Genomic DNA, 19,096 nt, shown 5'->3' with positions numbered 1-19,096 from the left:
CTCCAAAGTGTTCAAGTTGCTGGTTGCCGTGTGGTTTTACGGCGTGTCTAACAGCTAAACCCATAAACCTTATAGGTTGTCCGTTTGGCTGTTGGCAAGCATAGTAGACACTAAAGCCTAGTAATGCAATAGGAAATAGGAGATTATTGCAAGTCGATTAACCATCTTGACCGGAACGGGTATTTCCAAAGCCAATTTTTCGGCTAGAATTTCAACGGACTAAAAGACCGAAAGGCAGCACTATATATGTTGGTTTCTACTAAGGGCAGGTACGCCCTGCGCGTTATGGTCGATCTGGCCGAGCACCAGGCGGCCGGTCGCATCCCACTCAAAGAGATCGCGGCGCGTCAGGGGATTTCCGAGAAATATCTCGAGAACATCTTGGCTACGCTCGTGCGCGCCAATATGCTTTCGGGCATGCGCGGCAAGGGCGGCGGTTATGTGCTCACGCGTCCGCCCGAGCAGTACACGGTGGGCGAGATCCTGCGCCTGACCGAGGGCAGCCTGGCGCCGGTCGCCTGCCTGGATGGCGACTGCAAGGGTTGCTCGCGATCTGATGAGTGCCCCACGCTCGACGTGTGGAAGAACCTGGACAAGCTCATCAACGACTACCTCGACGGTGTGACGCTCGATCAACTTGTCGCTCCCAACCATGGCTACGACTATGTCATCTAACCCACGCCTGCCATGTGGGGACGGGGTGGAAATGGTAGATTTTCTTGCCCTCTGAGGATTGACAAATAAGAAGGCCGCCCATTTTTGCGATGGGCGGCCTTTGATTTGGTCCGATGCGTTTGTGTGTCGGGGGCGTTCTACTCTTCGGCAATACTATCAAGGATGCTGCGCATGATGGACACTAGGATGCTGCCCATAAAGGCCGAGCCAAAGCCGGCGATGGAGATACCGACGCCCAACAGGTTGACCGACAGGTAGCTGGCGAGCTCCAGCATAAAGCTGTTGAGCACGAGCTGGAAAATGCCGAGCGTAATGATTGTGAGCGGCAGCGAGATGACCGTGAGGAACGGTTTGACGAACGAATCGACGATGTTGAGGAACAGTCCCACAAAGGCAAAGCAGACCCAGGCCTCGGCAAAGCCGAAGGGTTGGATACCGGGGACGAGGAACGTGGCGATCGCGATGGCGATCGAGGTGAAGAGCCAGTTAAGCATAAAGCGCATGGCGTGAATCCTTTCTTGCGCCGGGGTTGCTGGCGTCGCGTGAAGCGGCTTGCGGCGGCGACTTGGATGGTTGCGCGGGCGCGCCGCGGTGTTTGGGCGCCCATTGTCTCAAATATTCGTGGAGCTTACGTGCGCATTCGGTTTCTAAACGGCGTTCGTCCTGAAAAACGTGCCGCTGGCAGAGAGTCTTGTCGCTTTAGTTTGGTGGTGTGCTACACTGCCACGGGCAAATAGCCCATGCATAGTTTTATTGCATATTACGGGCGAACGATGCCCGATGTCAGTATCAACTTCGATGCCTTATGGCGGGTTTGGCGGTGATCGATGAATATCGAGAACATGTTTGACAAGCCTGATGTCAAGCAGCTGGTCCACGCATTTAGTCTTTTGGATGACGAGAACGATATCCAGGCGTTTTTAACCGATATCTGCACGCCGCGCGAGATTTGCGATTTATCGCAGCGCCTGCAGGTCGCGCGCTATCTGGATGAGGGCGAGCCCTATGTTGAGGTTCAGGCCCGCACCGGCGCTTCGTCCACCACGGTGAGCCGCGTGTCCAAGGCGCTTAATGGCGAGTACGGTGGCTATCGCAAGATCCTCATCAAACTGGAGGATGGCGAGTAGGCCAGCGGCAAAAACGAATTGCGCAGAACCGTCCCTTCGGGGGCGGTTTTTTGATTCCTCGGGGACGGAGGAAAACGGATTGCATGGTTAGACTGACCCCTTCGGTGATCCGTTTTCCTCCGTCCCCGAGGGATCAAATCTGTTGGCGTGGGGCAAATCTGTCCGCGTGGGCGGGTAGGATGGATGCATTGATTATTGCGAACGGTTTGAGTGGAGGACCATGCCTGTTCGAATCTATACCACCAATACCGGTGCGGACTTGAGCGATGCCGAGGCGGCGTTGCTCGCCGACCTGGTTGCCCGCCACGGGCATGCCGTTTTGCTGGCACCCTCGTTTGCCGAGCTCGACCTGTGCCGTCACGATGCTGCGGTTGCTGGCGCCTCGCTGGGCGTTGACTACAAACCCCCTGCGTCGTGGCTCCGTTCGATGTGGGAGCTTATGGGCGATGGCCGCAGCTTCGTCGACAACATGCAACGCCAGATGCTGTTCTCGGACATGATCGCCCGTCGCGACGATGCCGACCTGCAGCCGCTTTCGCGCAGTCAGGGCACGGTGCGCATGCTCGCGCGCATGGCCCGCGATGTGCTGCCGGGCGTAGCGGGAACGGGTGCCGAGCGCTGCCGCGGCGACGTTTGCCGGCCCGATCCCAAGAGCGACGCCGAGGCTCGCGTGTTCGAGCTGCTGAGTGCCTATGCGAGCGGCTTGGACCGTCGAGACATGGTCGAGCCCTGCGAGGCGGCTGACCTTATGGCCGAGGTGCTGGCCGACAGCCTGCCGGCGTGCGCCCGCGCGGTATGTGTGCGCGGTATCACATCGTTTACGCACGGCCTGCTCGAGCTGCTGTCGGCCGTGGCGAACAATGGGGGAGAAGTCGTTGTGCTGCTTGCCCGCGAGCAGGCGGCAATGCGCGAGGAACTTGCTGCCGCCTTTGATGCCCGCGGTGTGCTGTTTGAGGCCGCGCCGCTGGGGGAGGGTGCCGCCGCGCCCCAGACTGCCTTCAAGTCCGCCGCTCAGCCTACCTTTGTAGAGGTTGCCGGCCCTCACGCCCGCGCCCACGCCTATGTGGATGCAATCGATGAGCTGGTAAAAACGTGTGAGGACGCCGCGGTCGACGGCGGTGTCACGGCGTCCGCGGACCCCGTGCGCGTGCTCGTGGTGTCTGCCCGGGCGCCCCAGCTGTTCGGTGAACTCGCTGCCCGTTTGGCGGCGCGTCACATTGCTGCTGAGACAAGCGAGTTCACGGCGTTTTCCCAATCCATCGCGGGCAGGCAGTTCACGGCGCTCGCCAATCTAATCGAGCGCATGAAGGCCGCTGACGAGGGCACCGCTTCCAAGACCGAGTGGTGGCCCGCTCCGGAGCTTACCGACTGGATTTACAGTCCGCTTTCGGGTGCCGATGCCGCCAGCGCGCGCACCTTCGACAAGAACATGCGCCTGTCGCGCGGCAAGACCACCACGGCCGTCAAGAGCCTGCTGCAGAGCGTGCAGGGCCAGGTCAGGGGCACGCGCAAGGCCGCCAGCGATGATAACTGGTTTAAGAGCGTGCCGTGCGTGGTCTCGGACGTGTTCCAAGCGCTGTGGCGCGACAAACCCGTGACGGCGCTTAAGGCAATGCTCGCCGTCGCCGAGGCGTTGCCCGATCGCGCCCTTGGAGGCCTTGACGGTCAGGCTCGTCGCCAGGCCGAGACCGCCCTGCTGCGACATGCCATCGACATCCTTATGAACGATGCTCGTGCGCTCGACGTGTCGCAGGCCGCGACCGTGCCCGTGCTCGACGACGTTCGTACCAAGGTGGACAAGCGCAGCACCGCATACGATTACGAGACCTACGAGGTCGACCGCGCGCCACGTGCCCAGGTGCGCTTTGCGTCGCTTACCGATGCGGCAGCCCTGTGCCCCGATAGCTACGATGCCGTGCTGTTTGCCGACGTCGATCTGGACAGTTATCCGCTCTCACACGAGGAGGGACCGCTGGCTACGCTGACGGCAGAGTTAGATCGCAGCGGTGTGACGCTTGAGCCCGCGGCCCTGCTGCGCGTGCGCTTTGGCCGCGCGATGCAGGCGGCGCACGGCCCCGTTGTGCTCGCCCGCGTGACGCACGATCGCCAGGCACGCGAGTGCTACCCGGCTGCCGTGTGGACCGAGCTGCGGGCGCACGCCGAGGCTGCCGGCGCCGCCCAGGTGACATGCGTGGGCGAGGGCGGTATCGTCGCCGATTTTGATCCAGCGGCCGGCGAGGGCATCGAGTGCAAGCGCGTCGCGTGCGAGGCTCCTCAGCATTTGAGCGAGGCGGCCGTGCCGTACCTGGTCCTGCGCCGCCGCGATGGCGAGGACGAGAATGCGCCGCTCGTGCCGCGCCTGACGTCCGCCTCGCAGATTGAGGCGTACTCGACGTGCCCGCTGTGCTGGTTCGTGTCGTATCGCGTGAAGCCCCAGTCCATCGATGCGGGCTTTGGCAACATGGAGAAGGGCAACTTTGTCCACGACGTGCTGGAGCACCTGCATGCCCGCCTGCCCCAGGAGGGCATGGAGCGCGTGACGCCCGAGAATCTGCCGCGCGCTCAGGAGCTGCTGCGCGAGGTCTTTGACGAGACGTTGACCGAGCACGCCGGCAAGCGCGGCACGGAGGGTCCGCTGGTGCCGCTCTCTGCAGTGGAGGAGCGTCAGGTTGCCGAGATCTTGCCGCAGCTGGAGGGCGTGCTTGCCTACGAGTCCGAGGCACTTGCCCCCTTTGCCCCGCGCTACCTGGAGTTCGCCTTCAACGAGCTCAAGGTCGAGTATGCCGGTTGGCCGCTTGGCGGACGCATCGACCGCGTGGACGTGGACGCCGAGAATCGTGCCGTGGTGATCGACTACAAGCATCGCACGGGCGTTGAGGAGTTTAAGCTCGCCGACCCCACGGTGCGCGACGAGGAATCGGGCACGGCGCCCATCGACGATCCGCGCTGGTTGCCGCCACATACCCAAACGCTCATCTACGCCCAGGCCATGCGCCGGGCGCTGGATTTGGACACCCGCGCGGCGCTCTACTTTTCGACCAAGGGCGGCAAGCCGGCGCTGCGCGGCGCCGCGAGCGCCGAGCTGCTCGAGGAAGAGCGCGGCGACGGTCGCATCCCGGGCCTTAAGAAAGGTTTCCCCGGCGAGGGTGGCAGCATGGACTTCGACGCCCTGCTCGATCGCGTGGAGGCCGGCATCGCCGAGCGCCTGCGCGAGCTCGAGGCAGGCAACGTTGCTGCCGTCGACCCGACGTCGGCTCAGGCCGTGCATGCGCGCTGCTCGTATAACCACGAAGGAACGTTTGTAAGGAGGGACGTGTAGACCATGGATCTTTCGACTTTGATGCCGCAACAATTGCAGATCGTCAAAACGCTCGACCGTCCGCTGTTTGTCTCGGCGGGCGCCGGTTCGGGCAAGACCTTTACCCTCACGCGTCGCATCGTCTACGCGCTCTCGCCCGAATCCGGTCCGTTCGTTGAGCATCTGGACCAGGTGCTCGCCATTACCTTTACCAAAGATGCCGCGGCCGAGATCCGTGACCGCGTGCGCCGCGCGCTCATCGACGAGGGCATGGACGAGGAGGCCCTGACTGTCGACGATGCATGGATCTCGACCATTCACGGCATGTGCTCGCGTATCCTGCGCGCGCACGCGTTGGAACTGGGCATCGATCCCGAGTTCACGGTGCTCACCGATACCGACGAGCTTATGGACCAGGCTGTTGAGCATGTGCTGGCCCGCGCGACGGCGCCCGATGCCGCCCCCGAGCTCGCCGCCTCGCTTAAGGCCCTCTACGCCTGGTATCCCATGGCGGGCGAGGGCGGTCCCTTTGGTGCCGGCACCACCATCAAGGGCCTGGTGCGCGAGCTGCTGGAGCTGTCGAGTCAGCTGCCGGGCGGCATGGACGACGTGCGCGTAGCACGCGGCCAGGCCGATACCTCGGCACTCGCCGATGCCTATCGATCGGCGTTGGGTGCAAGCAAGGCGGCGACCGAGAAGGCACAGATGGCGCTCGATGCCATCGACGCGTTCGAGGCGAGTGGCAAGACCATGGCCGATGCGGCGCGACTCATGATGTCGTGCGCCATGCCGCGCGCGAGCAAGGCGTTCCCCAAGGAGCAGGTCGAGCTGCTCAAGGCCGAGGCCGCCGATGCATTTATCAATATCGTGCTTGCCTGCGGTGGCCCGGCGCTCGATGCGCTGGTGGGCCTGGCCCGTTCCGTGGAGGCCGAGTACCGCGCGCTGAAGGCCGGCCAGTCTGCCCTCGACAACAACGACCTGCTGCGCATGGCTTACGAGGCTCTGCGCGATTACCCTGCCATTCGTGCTGCGTACGAGGACCGCTTTAAGATGGTCATGATCGACGAGTTCCAGGATACCGACCAGATGCAGGTCGATCTGATCCGTTACCTGACGGGTGCGGGGGAGCGCGCGCTGTGCACCGTGGGCGATGCACAGCAGTCGATCTATCGCTTCCGCGGCGCCGAGGTCGAGGTGTTCCGTCGCCAGGAGCGCAAGGTGGGCGCCTCGGGGTCGGCCGAGGCAGCGGACGTCGCTGGCACTGCTGCCGATGTTCCCGCCGGTGAGCTCGTCAAACTCGTGCGCAACTTCCGCAGCCACGACGAGGTGCTGCGCTATGTGGCCCGCGTCTTCGACGGCGACGACGGCGGCCTGATGCAGGGCTTTTTGGACCTTGAGGCGAGCGACGGCCGCAAGGACACGCTGGTGGCAGATGCCTCGCGTCGCCAGGCCCTCTTTGTTGCCGGCGGCAGTACGCAGGAACGCACACAGGCCAAGGCCCGTGCGATCGCTGAGCGATTCCGCGCGCTTGCCGATGCCGGCCAGCCTCAGGGCGGCATGGTGCTGCTGCTGGGCCGCATGACCAACGCAGACGTCTACGCACAGGCCTTCCGCGACCAGGGGCTCGACTGCGTCATCGCGGGCGGCTCGGTCTTTGCGCAGGCTGCCGAGGTGCAGACGGTGCGCGCTCTAGTCTGCGCGCTCACCAACCCGGCCGATACGGCGCAGGGCCTTATGCCGCTGCTCGCCTCGCCGATGTTTGCGCTCGGCGCCCAGGAGTTTTTGGCGCTGGCGACCAAGCTCGATAGCGAGACGGGGGAGACCTCGCGCCGCAACATCGATGCGGGCATTATGAGCGATTCCGATGTGCCGGGCCTGCAAGACCTGCCGCTCGTGACGCGCGCCCGCGAGGTGTTGCGCTATGCGCTTCGTCGTGTGGGTCGCGATTCGTTCGCCGCCATCGCGCGCGACGTGGTCAACGCCTCCGGCTGGTTCGTGCGTCTGGCGCAGCGTGGTCCCGAGGGCAAGGCCATTGCCGCCAACGTGCTCAAGGCGCTCGATGCCGTGGCCGAGGCGGAGGCCGAGTTCGGCAACTCGCCGCGCTCCATTGCGCTTGCCTTCGATCGCTTCCTGGCGGGCAAGGAAGCCCCGGGTGCCCTCAACGAGGAGGGCGACGGCGCGGTGCGCATCATGACGGTGCACGCCTCCAAGGGCCTGGAATATCCGGTCGTGGCGGTCGCCGAGTGCTTTGGCGTGCGTAAGTCCTCGGGTGCGGCACAGATGGGTCGCGTCGAGGGCGGAGCGCAGGTCGTGGCGCTGCCGGCACGCTTCGACGGCGTTAAGCTCGCCGACGGAACCTTTGTGAAGGGCGATGACGTCAAAAAGCAGTTTGAGCATGCGTTTAAGGGCAAGGGCACGTCGCTGTGGCTGCCGCCGGAGCTCATGGAGGATGTCTGCGCGACGGGTTCTCCCGCCGAGGCATTCGTTCGCCTGCGCAACGACGACCTGCAGCTTTCGCTCGAGGAGCGGGCCCGCTTGCTCTATGTTGCCATGACGCGTGCGCGCGAGCTGGTGATCTTGGCGATGGATGCCGGCGTGAGCCGTGGCAAGGTGACGGCGCCGACCTTCGATGTCGAGACCGATCTGACCTATGACGTGCTGCGCCGTATTTTGCCGACCGACGCTCTGGACATGCCGCAGCTCGATGCCGACCGCCTGGTGTTCGACAACTCCCAGCCGGGCGACTACGAGCTCATCACGCTGGCGAACTTTACCTTTGGCGAGCAGGCGTTTGAGGCCAACGCTTCACTGGATGCCGAGGGTAGGCTTGTCCGCGGCGATGCGGAGCCGGAGGGCGCCGGTGCAGATGCCCGCGCCGCTGTTCCCGGCCCTGCCGACCCCGAGCCCGATGCGTTTGAGCTTGTGTATCCCCAGGCGGTGGGCGTGCGCATGGGCATCTGTCCGTATCCGATGCGCGACTCGTACAGCTACTCGTCAATTGCCGCGGCGCTGCATGCCGAGTCCGAGGACCGTGCCGCCGAGGCTCGTGTTCCCATGGACGAGTCCGGCGATGATGCGGAGTCGGATGGTTCCGAGATGACGGATGCAGACGTGGCCGCCGTTGAGCCTACCGGCAATCCCACGGCGCTGGGCTCGGCCTTCCACGCTGCCTGCCAGTGGCTTATCGAGATGGGTGCCGATGCGCTGCCCGCCGCGCGTGCCGATGCGCTGGCGCGCCTGTGGCGTCTGACGCCGGAGCAGCGCGAACGCTTCGACGTTGCCCTGGACCGCTGGCTCAAGTCGGCTGTTCGTGCCGACCTGCTCGCGTGGCCGTGCGTTCGCGCCGAGGTGCCGTTCTTTTCGCTGGGCTGCGAGGACGAGGACATCGCCCGCTACGGTGTATATGCCGAAGGCGCCATCGACGCTTTGGCGACGAACCCGGCGGATTCGTCACGCGCGCTGGTCATCGACTACAAGACGGGCGGTACACCGGACGAGACGCCGGAACAGCTGCAGGAGAAGCACGCCCTGCAGGCGCGCGTCTACGCTGATGTTCTGCACAAGGCGGGCTTTGAGGCCGTGACCGTCAAGTTCGTCCGCGTGGAACAGGCGAATCCAGCCATCTTCGTCGAACCCGCCGAGCCCCAAGTAGTCATCTACAATCTCTAGTCCTCAGATAACTTGCGGTGGAATAGTTCCTGTATTGCGGCCCAGGTGGCCCAAGCGGGAACTATTTCACCGCAACTGCAAGGGGAGCCGTGTGGGTTTGGCTAGGTTCGGGTGCTGTCCGTGCCGTGGGGTAAAATCGTTCAGTCAGAACACGAACCCGCATCGGAGCTCATCACATGGCATTCGTCCATCTGCACAATCACACTGTTTTCTCCATGCTCGACGGCGCAACCCGTATCCAGGATATGGTCAACCGCGCCGTAGAGCTGGGCATGCCCGCCGTCGCCATTACCGATCACGGCTACATGTACGGCGTGCCCGACCTGGCGCTGGCCTGCGACGCCGTCAATCACAACACGCCCGAGTACAAAACCTGGAGCCACGACAAGGCCTTCTTGGAAAAGGACCGCCGCGACGAGCTGGTGGAGCCCGATCCCGAGGAAAACCCGCGCGAGCATGCCCAGTATGTGAAGGACATGGCCATGTGGGACGAGAAGGGCAACATCGACGAGCTCAAGCCGCCCCTGGTCATCAAACCCATCTTTGGCTGCGAGGTCTACTTTACGCCGGACGAGACGCTCGCCCGCGACCACAAGCCCGAGCTCTACCACATGATCCTTCTGGCCAAGGACCAGGAGGGCTACGTCAACCTGATGCAGACGGTCTCCGAGGCCGCCGTACAGGGCTTTTACTACAAGCCCCGTGTGACGCTCGACAACCTGCGCCGCCACGCCAAGGGCATGATCTGCACCAGCGCCTGTATCGCCGGCATCATCCCCAAATACATCGACCGCGGTGACATGGAAGGCGCCATCAAGTGGGCCGAGACCTTCCGCGACACCTTCGACCCCGGCGACTTCTACATCGAGATCCAGGAACACGGCATCACCACCGACAACGGTCTGACCGACGAGCAGATGGACCGCACGCTCATCGACATCGCCAAACAGGTGGGCGTCAAGGTCATCGCGACCAACGACTTCCACTACCTGCGCCGCGAGGACGCGCCCGTGCAGGACGTCATCATGTGCATCGGCATGAACGCCAAAGTCGACGACCCCAACCGCATGCGCATGACCGGCTCGGAGTTTTACATGAAGACCGAGGAGGAGATGCGGGCGATGTTCCCGTATTGCCCCGAGGCCTGCGACAACACGCTCGAGATTGCCGACAAGTGCTACGTGGAGCTCGACTGGGACTCCATCATCCTGCCGCGCTTCCCGTTGCTCGATCCCGGCGAGACGCACGAGAGCCAGTTCCGCCGCGAGTGCGAGAAGGGCCTGCGCCAGCACTACGGTGACGACTGGGCCACGCGCGAGATCGGCGGAGTCAACATCAAAGAGCGCTTTGAGTACGAATACAAGGTCATCTGCGACAAGGGCTTTGCCGCCTACTTCCTCATCGTTGCCGAGTACGTGCAATGGGCCAAGGACAACGGCATCGGCGTCGGCCCCGGCCGTGGTTCTGCCGCCGGCGCTATCGTCGCCTACGCCATGAACATCACCGCGTTCGACCCGCTCGAGAACGGCCTGATGTTTGAGAGGTTCCTCTCCCCGCAGCGTACTGAGATGCCCGATATCGATATGGACTTCGACGATGAGCGGCGCCTCGAGGTCGTGGAGCACGTTCGCCAGCTCTACGGCCCCGAGAAGGTCACCCACGTCATCACCTACTCGACCATCAAGGCCAAGCAGGCCATCAATGATGCCGCGCGCGTCCTGGACTACCCGGTCTACATGGGCCAGCGCCTGTCCAAGATGGTCTCGAGCGACCCCAAGGTCAAGCTCAAGCAGGTGCTCGACAAACAACCCGGCAAAGAAGATCTGTTTAACCCCGATTTTGCCGAGGCCTATAAAAAGGACGACGACGCTCGCCGCATCATCGACACGGCGCTCTCGATTGAGGGCCTCACCCGTGGCGAGGGTGTGCACGCGTGCGCCGTTCTGATCTGCCGCGACCCCGTCAACGAGCACGTGCCCACCAAGCTCGATACTAAGGGCGGCGTCGAGATTACCCAGTACGAGGGCCATACCGTTGCCGACATGGGCCTGCTCAAGATGGACTTCCTGGGCCTGCGTACGCTGACGGTTATCTCCAAGGCCAAAGCAAACATCAAGAAGAACTTCGGCATCGACATCAAAGAGGAAGAGATTCCCTTTGACGATCCCGAGATCTTTAAGCTCATGGGCTCCGGCCACACTGCCGGCGTCTTCCAGGTCGAGTCCGCCGGCATGACGGCCACGATCAAGAACATGAAGCCCACCGAGTACAAGCACGTCGTGGCATTGATCGCCCTGTACCGCCCGGGCCCGCTGGGCGCCGGCATGGTTTCGTCCTACATCAACCGTATGAACGGCAAGGAGCCGGCCGTCTCCTACGACGACCGTCTGGACGACATCCTGGGTGAAACCTACGGCACCATGGTCTACCAGGAGCAGGTTATGCTCATCTCCGTCGAGATGTGCGGCTTCTCCAAGGGCGAATCGGACTCGCGTATCCGTAAGCCCGTGGCTAAGAAGAAGATCAAGCTGCTCACCTCGACGGTGCTCCACTGGGAGGATGGCTCGGACGAGACCACCTACGACCACTGGATGAACGGCGCTATCAAGAACAACTACACGCGCGAGGTCGCCCAGAAGATTTGGGACGATGTTCTCGAGTTCGCATCTTACGCCTTCAACAAGTCGCACTCCGCCGGCTACGCCATCCTGGTTATGCAGACGGCGTGGCTCAAGGCGCACTATCCACACGAGTACATGGCGGCCGTTCTGACGTCCTACACGGGCAAGACCGACAAGATCGTGCACTACGTCTCGGCGTGCCGTCACGACGGCATCCCCGTGCTGTCGCCAGATGTCAACGAGTCCGGCACCGAGTTCACGGCTACCAAGGAGGGCGTGCGCTTTGGTCTGGCCGGTATTCGAGGCGTGGGCACCGGCGTGGCGCAGGCGATTATCGCTGAGCGCGAGGCAGGCGGTCCGTTTAAGACGCTGCACGACTTTGTTGAGCGCGTGGACTCGAGCCAGGCCAACCGCCGCGTGATCGAATCGCTGATCAAGGCAGGTGCCTTCGACTCCACGGGCTATCCGCGCCGCCAGATGATGCACTTTGTGGACAAGAACAACCCCGAGAACATCATCGACGCCGCGATAAAGCGCCAGAAGGACCGCGCGAGCGGCCAGACTTCGTTCTTCGACATGTTTGGTGATGTTGAGGGCTCGGGTTTCGAGGTCAGCGTGCCCGATCCGGACGGCCAGGAATGGGACCGCCACCTCAAGCTGAGCCAGGAGAAGGAGGTTCTGGGCATCTATGTCTCGGACCATCCGCTGCGCCCGTTTGAGTATGCGCTCAGCAAAGCGCGCGACTTTTCGTTCTCGCAGATCGACACCGGCTACGAAGTTCAGAATCCTACGGGCGGCACCATCAACCAGGAGATTCCCGAGGGCAAGGCGCTGTGGTGGGCCGGCATGGTCTCGAGCGTGTCCAAGCGCGTGACCAAAAACGGCGACCCCATGGGCATCGTGCAGCTCGAGGACATGGAAGGCGAGGCCACCGTCGTCGTGTTCCCCAAGACCTATAAAGAGGCCGAGGGGTATCTGTACGGCGAGGTCGATCCCGAGACCGGCGCGCAGCTGTCCGACGCCTTTGTGCGCATCAAAGGCAAGCTCGAGCGCTCGGACCGCGGCGACCAGATCATCGCGCAGGAGATCGTGCCGCTGGAGCTCAACGAGGAGAACAACAAGCCTAAGGTGTTTGAGGTCATGGTGCCCAACAGCCGCTTTAGCCAGGGCAATATGGCGCGCCTGGCCACGGTGCTCACCACTAACCCGGGCGGCGACCGCGTGGAGATCTTTATCGAGCAGGTGGACGGGCGCGTGCTGCGCGCCGAGGTGCCTGCCAAGGTCAACGCGCGCTCGATTCCGCTGCTGGCCGAGGCCAAGGCCATCGTGGGTAACCAGGGCAGAGTGACGGTTATCTAAAATGATTTTGCCGGGGTAGCTAATTTGGGACGGGGCTATTTTAGCTACCCTTTGACTGACGGCGAATGAGTCGGGGTCGGAATGCATCTCAACCGACATATGAGGGGTAGCTAAAATAGCCCCGTCCCAAAATTAGCTACCCTGTGTGGATTGGAGGAAGTGATGGCGCAGGGGACGTTTGTGCAGACGCTCCGGAAAGAGGCGGCGCTGAGCGGCACCTTTATGAAGGGGCGTTCGCTCATGCTCAACGGCGCCGTGCTGTCGATTGAGGACAGCGGCTCGCGCTTCTCCAAAAACGTGACGGTTGAGGGTGCAGTGCGCGGCTCGCGCGGCGACCTGTACAAGACGCACGTGGCGCTCGACATGGACGAGCACGAGGTGATCGACTACGACTGCGATTGCCCCGCTGCCTATCGCTACCCCGGCATGTGCAAGCACGCCATCGCCACGGCGCTTGCGTATCTGGACGCAAGCGGCATTGAGCCCGTCGAGGGCCTGCGCACACCGGTCCGCACGTTTACGGCGGCGCCCAAGCAAGCCGTGCGTCCTGCGTTCGCCGCACCGGCGGTCAACCCTAACTTTCCCTTCCCGGCACCAGTTCCCACGAGCCCGAGCCTCATGAAGGCGCTCTCCGATCTTTCGGACGCGCGCATGGATGAGTTGGCGGGTATGCGCCGCAAGCTCGCCGGCACTGTCGACCCTGATGCCCCCAAGGCGGTATTGGAGCCCTCGCTGGTGCCGTACTACAATCCGCTGTTTGCCGACCGCTTTAGCTGGGCGCTCGAGCTTCGCATCCGCTGCGGCTCGGTGTCCTACGTGGTCAAGGACATCGACGGCATGGCCGCCGCCTACGTGCGCGGCGGCACGTTCTCATACGGCAAAAAGCTCACATTCCTCCATGCGCCCGAGGCCTTCAACGAGGTTTCGGTGCGCCTACTCGACCTTGTTGTGGCAACGGTTGTGTATCTGAGCGACATCACAAGTTCGCGTTCGGCGTCGTACGATTTTGCACGCAGCGGCTTTGTCGCCGAGCGCCAGCTGCCGCTGTCCGAGCATGACATCGTATACATGCTGGACTTGCTGCGTGGCCGGACCATTTCCTTTGAGCCCGCCTGGTCGCGGGGAACGACGACGCATCGTTCCTACGAGGTTGCGGTTGAGTTGCCGCCGGTGGGGGAGGACGAGGCCTCGGCAAAACAACCGCCGCTCCTTGCCGCCAAGATCGCGCCGGCGGTCGGTGGCAGCTACGACCTGCGCCTGCCCGCCGATATGTACTGCTTTGCCTCGGGCGACGTTGCCTATCTGGTCGACACGCACCGCGCGCGCCGCGCCGATGCAGCGTTTGCCCAGCATGCCGCACCGTTTCTGTCGCGTCTGCTGCCCTGTCGCACGCCGGTCCATATCGCCGCCGAGCAGGTGGGCGAATTCTGCCGCATGGCACTGCCCGTGCTGCGCGAATATACTGACCTCACCGCTCCCACCGTGCTCGACACCGTGGCGCCCGAGCCGAGCTTTGCCATGGCAATCGGTGTCGATGACGGGCTTGTGACCTGCAAGATTACGGTTTCCTATGGCGACTGGTCGGCAGATCTCTTTAGCCTGGGCGCTCCGGGCAGCCCCTTCGAAGAGCAGCGCCCGGGCGTGCCGCCGCGCGACGAGATAGCAGAGTTTCGCGTTATGGATACGGCGGCCCTGTATTTCGACTTTTACGAGGGCGGCCTGGCGTTTGAGGAACGCGATGACGAGAGCCTGTTCCACTTGCTGACCGAGGGCCTGTCCGCCCTGTCCGAGCTGGGCGAGGTCATGCTCAGCGACCGCTTGCGCCAGGTCTCGGTTCGCCCTGCGCCCAAGCTTTCGGTGCGTGCAACCGTCAAGAGTAACCTGCTCGACGTTGAGCTGGGCGCAAGTGGGCTTTCGGCGGCAGACCTTGCCATCTATCTGGACTCCTACAAGCGCCACCAGACGTTTGCGCGTCTCACGTCGGGCGATATCATTCGCCTGGACGAGGGAGCCCGTGCTGCGTTTGGCCTTGCCGAGGACCTGGGGGTCGATGCTGCCGACCTGCTCGACGGCGTGTCGCTTCCCGCGTCGAGTACCCTGTTTGTCGACAGCATGCTCGCGCGCACGCCGGCGCTTGAGGCCGATCGCGACGCCGCGTTCCGCCGCACCGTCGAGCGCTTGGATACGCTCGGCAAGATGGATTTTACGGTGCCGGTCTCGCTCAAGGCCACACTGCGCGGCTATCAGGTCGACGGCTACCAGTGGCTCGGTTCGCTCGAGCACCTGGGCCTCGGCGGCATCTTGGCCGACGATATGGGCCTGGGCAAAACGCTGCAGATGATCGCACATATCCTGGCGCGCGTGGAGGCGGGGGACACTAAGCCCACGCTCGTGGTATGTCCTGCGTCGCTTGTGTACAACTGGACCGCCGAGCTGGAGCGCTTTGCGCCTTCGCTCGATGTGTGCGCCATCGTGGGCGCCAAGGCTCAACGCCGCGTGCAGATCGCCGGCGTGGCCGAACATAACGTGGTTGTAACGTCGTATGACCTTATGCGGCGCGATATCGACGAGTACGTCGAGCAGGACTTTGCCCGTGTGGTGCTGGATGAAGCCCAGTACATTAAAAACCCGCTCACCCAGGTGGCGCACGCCGCCAAGCGCCTGCCTGCCGGCGTGCGCTTTGCCCTGACGGGCACGCCTATCGAAAACCGTCTGTCCGAGCTTTGGAGCATCTTCGACTTTTTAATGCCGGGCCTTCTGGGGACGCGTGAGTCGTTTGCCAAGCGCTTTGAAAGTCCCGTCGAGCATGCCGAGGGTGACAGTGCCGCTCGCCTGCAGGCACTCGTGTCGCCGTTTGTGTTGCGCCGCGTCAAGGAAGACGTGGTGGCTGACCTGCCCGAGAAGATCGAGGATACGGTCATGGCACAACTCACCGGCGAGCAGCGCAAGCTCTACCTGGCCAACCAGGACCGCATCGCCCAGCAGGTGCAGCACCGCGAGGCTGGGGAGTTTAAGAAGGACAAGCTCAAGGTGCTCGCCGAGCTCACCAAGCTGCGCCAGATCTGCTGCGATCCGCATCTGCACTACGCGGACTACAAGGCGGGAAGCGCCAAGCTCGATACGTGCATGGAGCTCGTCCACGGCGCGCTCGACGGCGGGCATCGCATCCTGTTGTTCAGCCAGTTTACGGGTATGCTCGATATCATCGGTAAGCGCTTGGCCAAGGAGGACATCGCCTTTCTTAAGCTCACGGGCGCTTCGTCTAAGGAGAGCCGCGCCAAGATGGTCGCGCAGTTCCAAGCGGGCGAGGTTCCGGTCTTTTTGATTTCGCTCAAGGCGGGCGGCGTGGGCCTTAACCTGACGGCGGCCGACGTGGTCATCCACTACGACCCGTGGTGGAACGTGGCGGCGCAGGACCAAGCGACCGACCGTGCGCATCGTATTGGCCAGCAACATACCGTGACCGTGTACAAGCTCATCGCCAAGGATACGATCGAGGAACGCATTATGCAGATGCAGGAGTCCAAGCGCGACCTGGTCAACAGCGTGCTCGGCGGCGACGGCATCTCGTCGGCGCTGTTTACCCGCGAAGATGTTCTGGCACTGCTGGGCGGCGACGGGCGCTAACCCGCTCGGGTGGGGCCGCCTGGGCGGATGGCACACGCTGCCCCATCGTCCCTGCCCGTTATGTGTTCATTTGCAATGCCGTGGATGGTTTGTCTGCCTTTGGGCATAAGAACCATCAAGAACATATTGGCACATCAGCAAAGGAGAACATCATGGCGAAATTCTTTAAGGACCCCGATGGCAAGCTCATTGCCGCCCTGGGCAACGACGTTGCAACCCCTGCTGGCTGCACGGAGCTGACCGCGAACACCGAGGACGCGGCGCACGAGAAGCACGTGCCTGTTGTCGAGAGCGAGCGTGACGGTCACGTGATCCGCGCACGCGTGGGCTCGGTCGAGCACCCCAGCCTGCCCGAGCACTATATTGAGTGGATCGCCCTTGAGGCCGAGGGCCGCTTAGAGGTCCATTACCTTGAGCCCGGCATGAAGCCCGCGACGTTTTTTGCCGGCGGTTCCAAGACCGGTACCGTCTATGCCTACTGCAACCTGCACGGGCTGTGGTCCGCGACATTCTAGGAGCGCGCCCCCGCTCGGGGTATCATAGCTAGCATATGCACATGCGAGCGCCGACTGCATTATGCGGCCGGCGCTTTTACTACGACAACGATGGTTTACGACGGAAAGGGCTGAGCCATGAAGCTCGCACTTGCACAGATCGATATGCGTCTGGGTGATATTGAGGGCATTTGCGGTCGCATCGAGGACCAGGCTTGTATAGCCCACGAACGCGGGGCGCGCGTGCTGTGCGTCCCGGCTCCGCTCTTTATGGGCGCTCTGCCCGGCGGTCTGGTGGGCACTGCCGACTTTGAGCACGACATGCTGACGAGCCTGACGGGCGTTGCCGAGCGTATCCAAGAACTCGATATGATCTGCATCGTGCCCGCGGCGGTTTCGTTTGAGGGCCAGCCCCTGCTCGACTACATGATGCTCAAGGACGGCCATGTGGTGCCGGCCCGTTCGAGCATTGCCCTGCAGCGCGGTGGGAACGGCGATGCCCGTTGGGCGCCGCCGGTCTTCGACGTGGACGGCGTGCGTATCGCCGTGATTTTCGACCTGGACCGCGAGCTCGAGATGCTGCCGACCGGCGTCGACCTCATCGCCTATTTTCAGTTCAACGCGTTTGATATGACCGACCGCGAGACGGCCGCCATTGCCGCCGTTCGCAGCGGTGCCTACCGCAAGATTGCGTCCAAGCGCAGCGTATGGTTTGCCTGCATGGCGCCGGTCGGTGCCTATGACGAGTCGGTGTATACCGGCGGGTCGTTTGTACTCGACGACTGCGGCCGCGTGGTGGCCAAGGCCCCGTGCTTTGAGGAGAGTCTGCTGGTCCAGGAGATACAGCGCGGCATGATGCTCGACGCTTTGGAGGACCATGAGCTCCCCGAGTTTCGCTCCGAGGAGTGGCTGTGGCAGGCACTGGTGCTCGCCGTGCGCGACAATGCCCGCGCCCGCGGTGCGTCGCGTGCCGTGGTGGCGCTCGAGGGCGATTTGCCGTCGTCCCTACTCGCGGCACTTGCCGTCGATGCCCTGGGTCCGCGCAACGTGATCGGTCTGGTGCTGGGGCGCAATCGCATCTTTACGCCGGCCCAGGAAGAGACTGAGGCCGCCCGTTGCGCCGCCGTGCGCGCGCTTGCCGAGCGTCTGCACATTCGCACTGTCGAGCGCGATGCACCGGATGCGGCGCGTGTGCTCGATCGCGACGTGTCGGCGGGCGATGCCGAGCGTCTGCGCTCGCGCACGCTGGGCCTCATGCTGGAGGACACGGCGCTCGAGCTGGGTGCGATGGCGCTGAGCCCGCTGTCCAAAACCGAGTATGCGCTGGCGGCGCCGGCGCTTTGCGGCGGTTACCAGGGCGACTTTGCGCCCTTTGGCGATGTGTACCTGTCGACGCTTGAGTTTGTGGCGCGTGTGCGCAACCGCACGTCTGCCGTGGTGCCCCAAGAGCTCGTGACGCTCAACGCGGTGGAAGATTGTATGGAGCGCGTGCTGGCGCAGGCGCTCTCGACGCTCGACGGTCCGGTCGATATGCTCGACCGCGCGGCACAGCTGCTCGGCGGGCTTGAGCCGGGTGAGGTCGATGGCGCGCTCGAGGCGCACGTGGACCGCAATCGAGCTTTCGACGACATCCCGATGGCCGCCGGCAAGCCCGAGGCTTGCTCGCTGCTGCTGATGCTCGTGCGTCAGGGCGAGGCCGCCCGCCGCATGCTGCCGACGGCGCCGATCGTCTCGGCCCGTTCGTTTGTTGAGCGCGCCTGGCCGTACATGCTCGCGTGGTCCGACCTGGGGCTGAGCGGCAAGGAACGCATGACGGTCGATGCGCTGGCGCGCGCCGAGGTGAACCGCTTTGCCGACGAGGATACAAGCGAGCGCATGCGTGGCGAGATGATGGGCATATTGGGTGACCTGTTGGGCATTTCGCCCGAGCAGATGGAGGAGCTGCGCTCTGAGGACGGTCAGCGTCGTTTACACGAGGGAATGAAAAAGTTCGAGGGCGAGGTTCAGGACGCCATCGATAAGATGATGGGCGGTCAGGGCGGCTCGCAAGGTAGTCCCCAGGGTGGCCCGATGCCGCACCCGCCAGTAGATCCGAGGCAGTTCCCCTTTTTCTCGCAGAACTAAACTGGGGATGGGATTTGCTCCCAACCCTGATACTTCAACTAAGCATCTTGACCCCGTTGTGTTATTCTAGAACAGACGTTCGTGAATGATGCGCGGGGCCTT

General features: G+C 63.2%; 9 protein-coding genes. 8 read left to right on the top strand and 1 reads right to left on the bottom strand.

Translation table 11 applies throughout. From position 1 onward, the window contains the following. The first annotated feature begins 246 nt into the window (after positions 1 to 246). Positions 247 to 675: an RrF2 family transcriptional regulator gene (locus tag I2D57_RS00195; protein WP_022094857.1), complete on the top strand. Its 429-nt coding sequence runs from the start codon at positions 247 to 249 to the stop codon at positions 673 to 675. A 137-nt stretch (positions 676 to 812) separates the two neighbouring features. On the opposite strand, the gene I2D57_RS00190 is transcribed toward I2D57_RS00195, so the two are convergent. Further along, on the bottom strand, positions 813 to 1,178 hold the full coding sequence (locus I2D57_RS00190) for a phage holin family protein (protein WP_022094856.1): 366 nt from the start codon (positions 1,176 to 1,178) through the stop codon (positions 813 to 815). A 324-nt stretch (positions 1,179 to 1,502) separates the two neighbouring features. On the opposite strand from I2D57_RS00190, the gene I2D57_RS00185 reads away from it, so the two are divergent. The 7 genes from I2D57_RS00185 to I2D57_RS00155 all read left to right on the top strand — a co-directional run bounded on the left by I2D57_RS00185 (position 1,503) and on the right by I2D57_RS00155 (position 18,994). Continuing rightward, a complete protein-coding gene (locus tag I2D57_RS00185; RefSeq protein ID WP_006235366.1) occupies positions 1,503 to 1,802 on the top strand; it encodes a YerC/YecD family TrpR-related protein in 300 nt (99 codons plus the stop codon). A 220-nt stretch (positions 1,803 to 2,022) separates the two neighbouring features. After that, entirely contained in the window at positions 2,023 to 5,121 is a 3,099-nt protein-coding gene (locus I2D57_RS00180) for a PD-(D/E)XK nuclease family protein (protein WP_195361076.1), read from the top strand. A gap of 3 nt (positions 5,122 to 5,124) precedes the next feature. Then, positions 5,125 to 8,769, top strand: a complete 3,645-nt coding sequence (locus I2D57_RS00175) for a UvrD-helicase domain-containing protein (protein ID WP_195361075.1) — start codon at positions 5,125 to 5,127, stop codon at positions 8,767 to 8,769. 176 nt (positions 8,770 to 8,945) lie between these two features. Continuing rightward, positions 8,946 to 12,749: a DNA polymerase III subunit alpha gene (gene dnaE / locus I2D57_RS00170; protein ID WP_195361074.1), complete on the top strand. Its 3,804-nt coding sequence runs from the start codon at positions 8,946 to 8,948 to the stop codon at positions 12,747 to 12,749. A 162-nt stretch (positions 12,750 to 12,911) separates the two neighbouring features. Beyond that, positions 12,912 to 16,376 carry a DEAD/DEAH box helicase gene (locus I2D57_RS00165; protein ID WP_195361073.1) on the top strand — a complete coding sequence of 1,155 codons (3,465 nt, stop codon included), beginning with the start codon at positions 12,912 to 12,914 and terminating at the stop codon, positions 16,374 to 16,376. 152 nt (positions 16,377 to 16,528) lie between these two features. Continuing rightward, complete coding sequence (locus tag I2D57_RS00160) at positions 16,529 to 16,891, top strand: desulfoferrodoxin family protein (protein WP_195361072.1); 363 nt, start codon at positions 16,529 to 16,531, stop codon at positions 16,889 to 16,891. 117 nt (positions 16,892 to 17,008) lie between these two features. Continuing rightward, positions 17,009 to 18,994 carry an NAD(+) synthetase gene (locus I2D57_RS00155; RefSeq protein ID WP_195361071.1) on the top strand — a complete coding sequence of 662 codons (1,986 nt, stop codon included), beginning with the start codon at positions 17,009 to 17,011 and terminating at the stop codon, positions 18,992 to 18,994. Positions 18,995 to 19,096: the final 102 nt, after the last annotated feature.

It is taken from the genome of Collinsella aerofaciens (assembly GCF_015553355.1).
GTDB classification, from domain to species: Bacteria; Actinomycetota; Coriobacteriia; order Coriobacteriales; family Coriobacteriaceae; genus Collinsella; species Collinsella aerofaciens_V.
This window is presented reverse-complemented; position numbering and strand designations above follow the sequence as displayed.

What these genes read in the sequence shown, in the direction of transcription:
- dnaE (WP_195361074.1), top strand. Translation starts at nt 8,946, where the DNA reads ATGGCATTCGTCCATCTGCACAATCACACTGTTTTCTCCATGCTCGAC.
- I2D57_RS00190 (WP_022094856.1), bottom strand. Translation starts at nt 1,178, where the DNA reads ATGCGCTTTATGCTTAACTGGCTCTTCACCTCGATCGCCATCGCGATC.
- I2D57_RS00180 (WP_195361076.1), top strand. Translation starts at nt 2,023, where the DNA reads ATGCCTGTTCGAATCTATACCACCAATACCGGTGCGGACTTGAGCGAT.
- I2D57_RS00175 (WP_195361075.1), top strand. Translation starts at nt 5,125, where the DNA reads ATGGATCTTTCGACTTTGATGCCGCAACAATTGCAGATCGTCAAAACG.
- I2D57_RS00185 (WP_006235366.1), top strand. Translation starts at nt 1,503, where the DNA reads ATGAATATCGAGAACATGTTTGACAAGCCTGATGTCAAGCAGCTGGTC.
- I2D57_RS00165 (WP_195361073.1), top strand. Translation starts at nt 12,912, where the DNA reads ATGGCGCAGGGGACGTTTGTGCAGACGCTCCGGAAAGAGGCGGCGCTG.
- I2D57_RS00155 (WP_195361071.1), top strand. Translation starts at nt 17,009, where the DNA reads ATGAAGCTCGCACTTGCACAGATCGATATGCGTCTGGGTGATATTGAG.
- I2D57_RS00160 (WP_195361072.1), top strand. Translation starts at nt 16,529, where the DNA reads ATGGCGAAATTCTTTAAGGACCCCGATGGCAAGCTCATTGCCGCCCTG.
- I2D57_RS00195 (WP_022094857.1), top strand. Translation starts at nt 247, where the DNA reads ATGTTGGTTTCTACTAAGGGCAGGTACGCCCTGCGCGTTATGGTCGAT.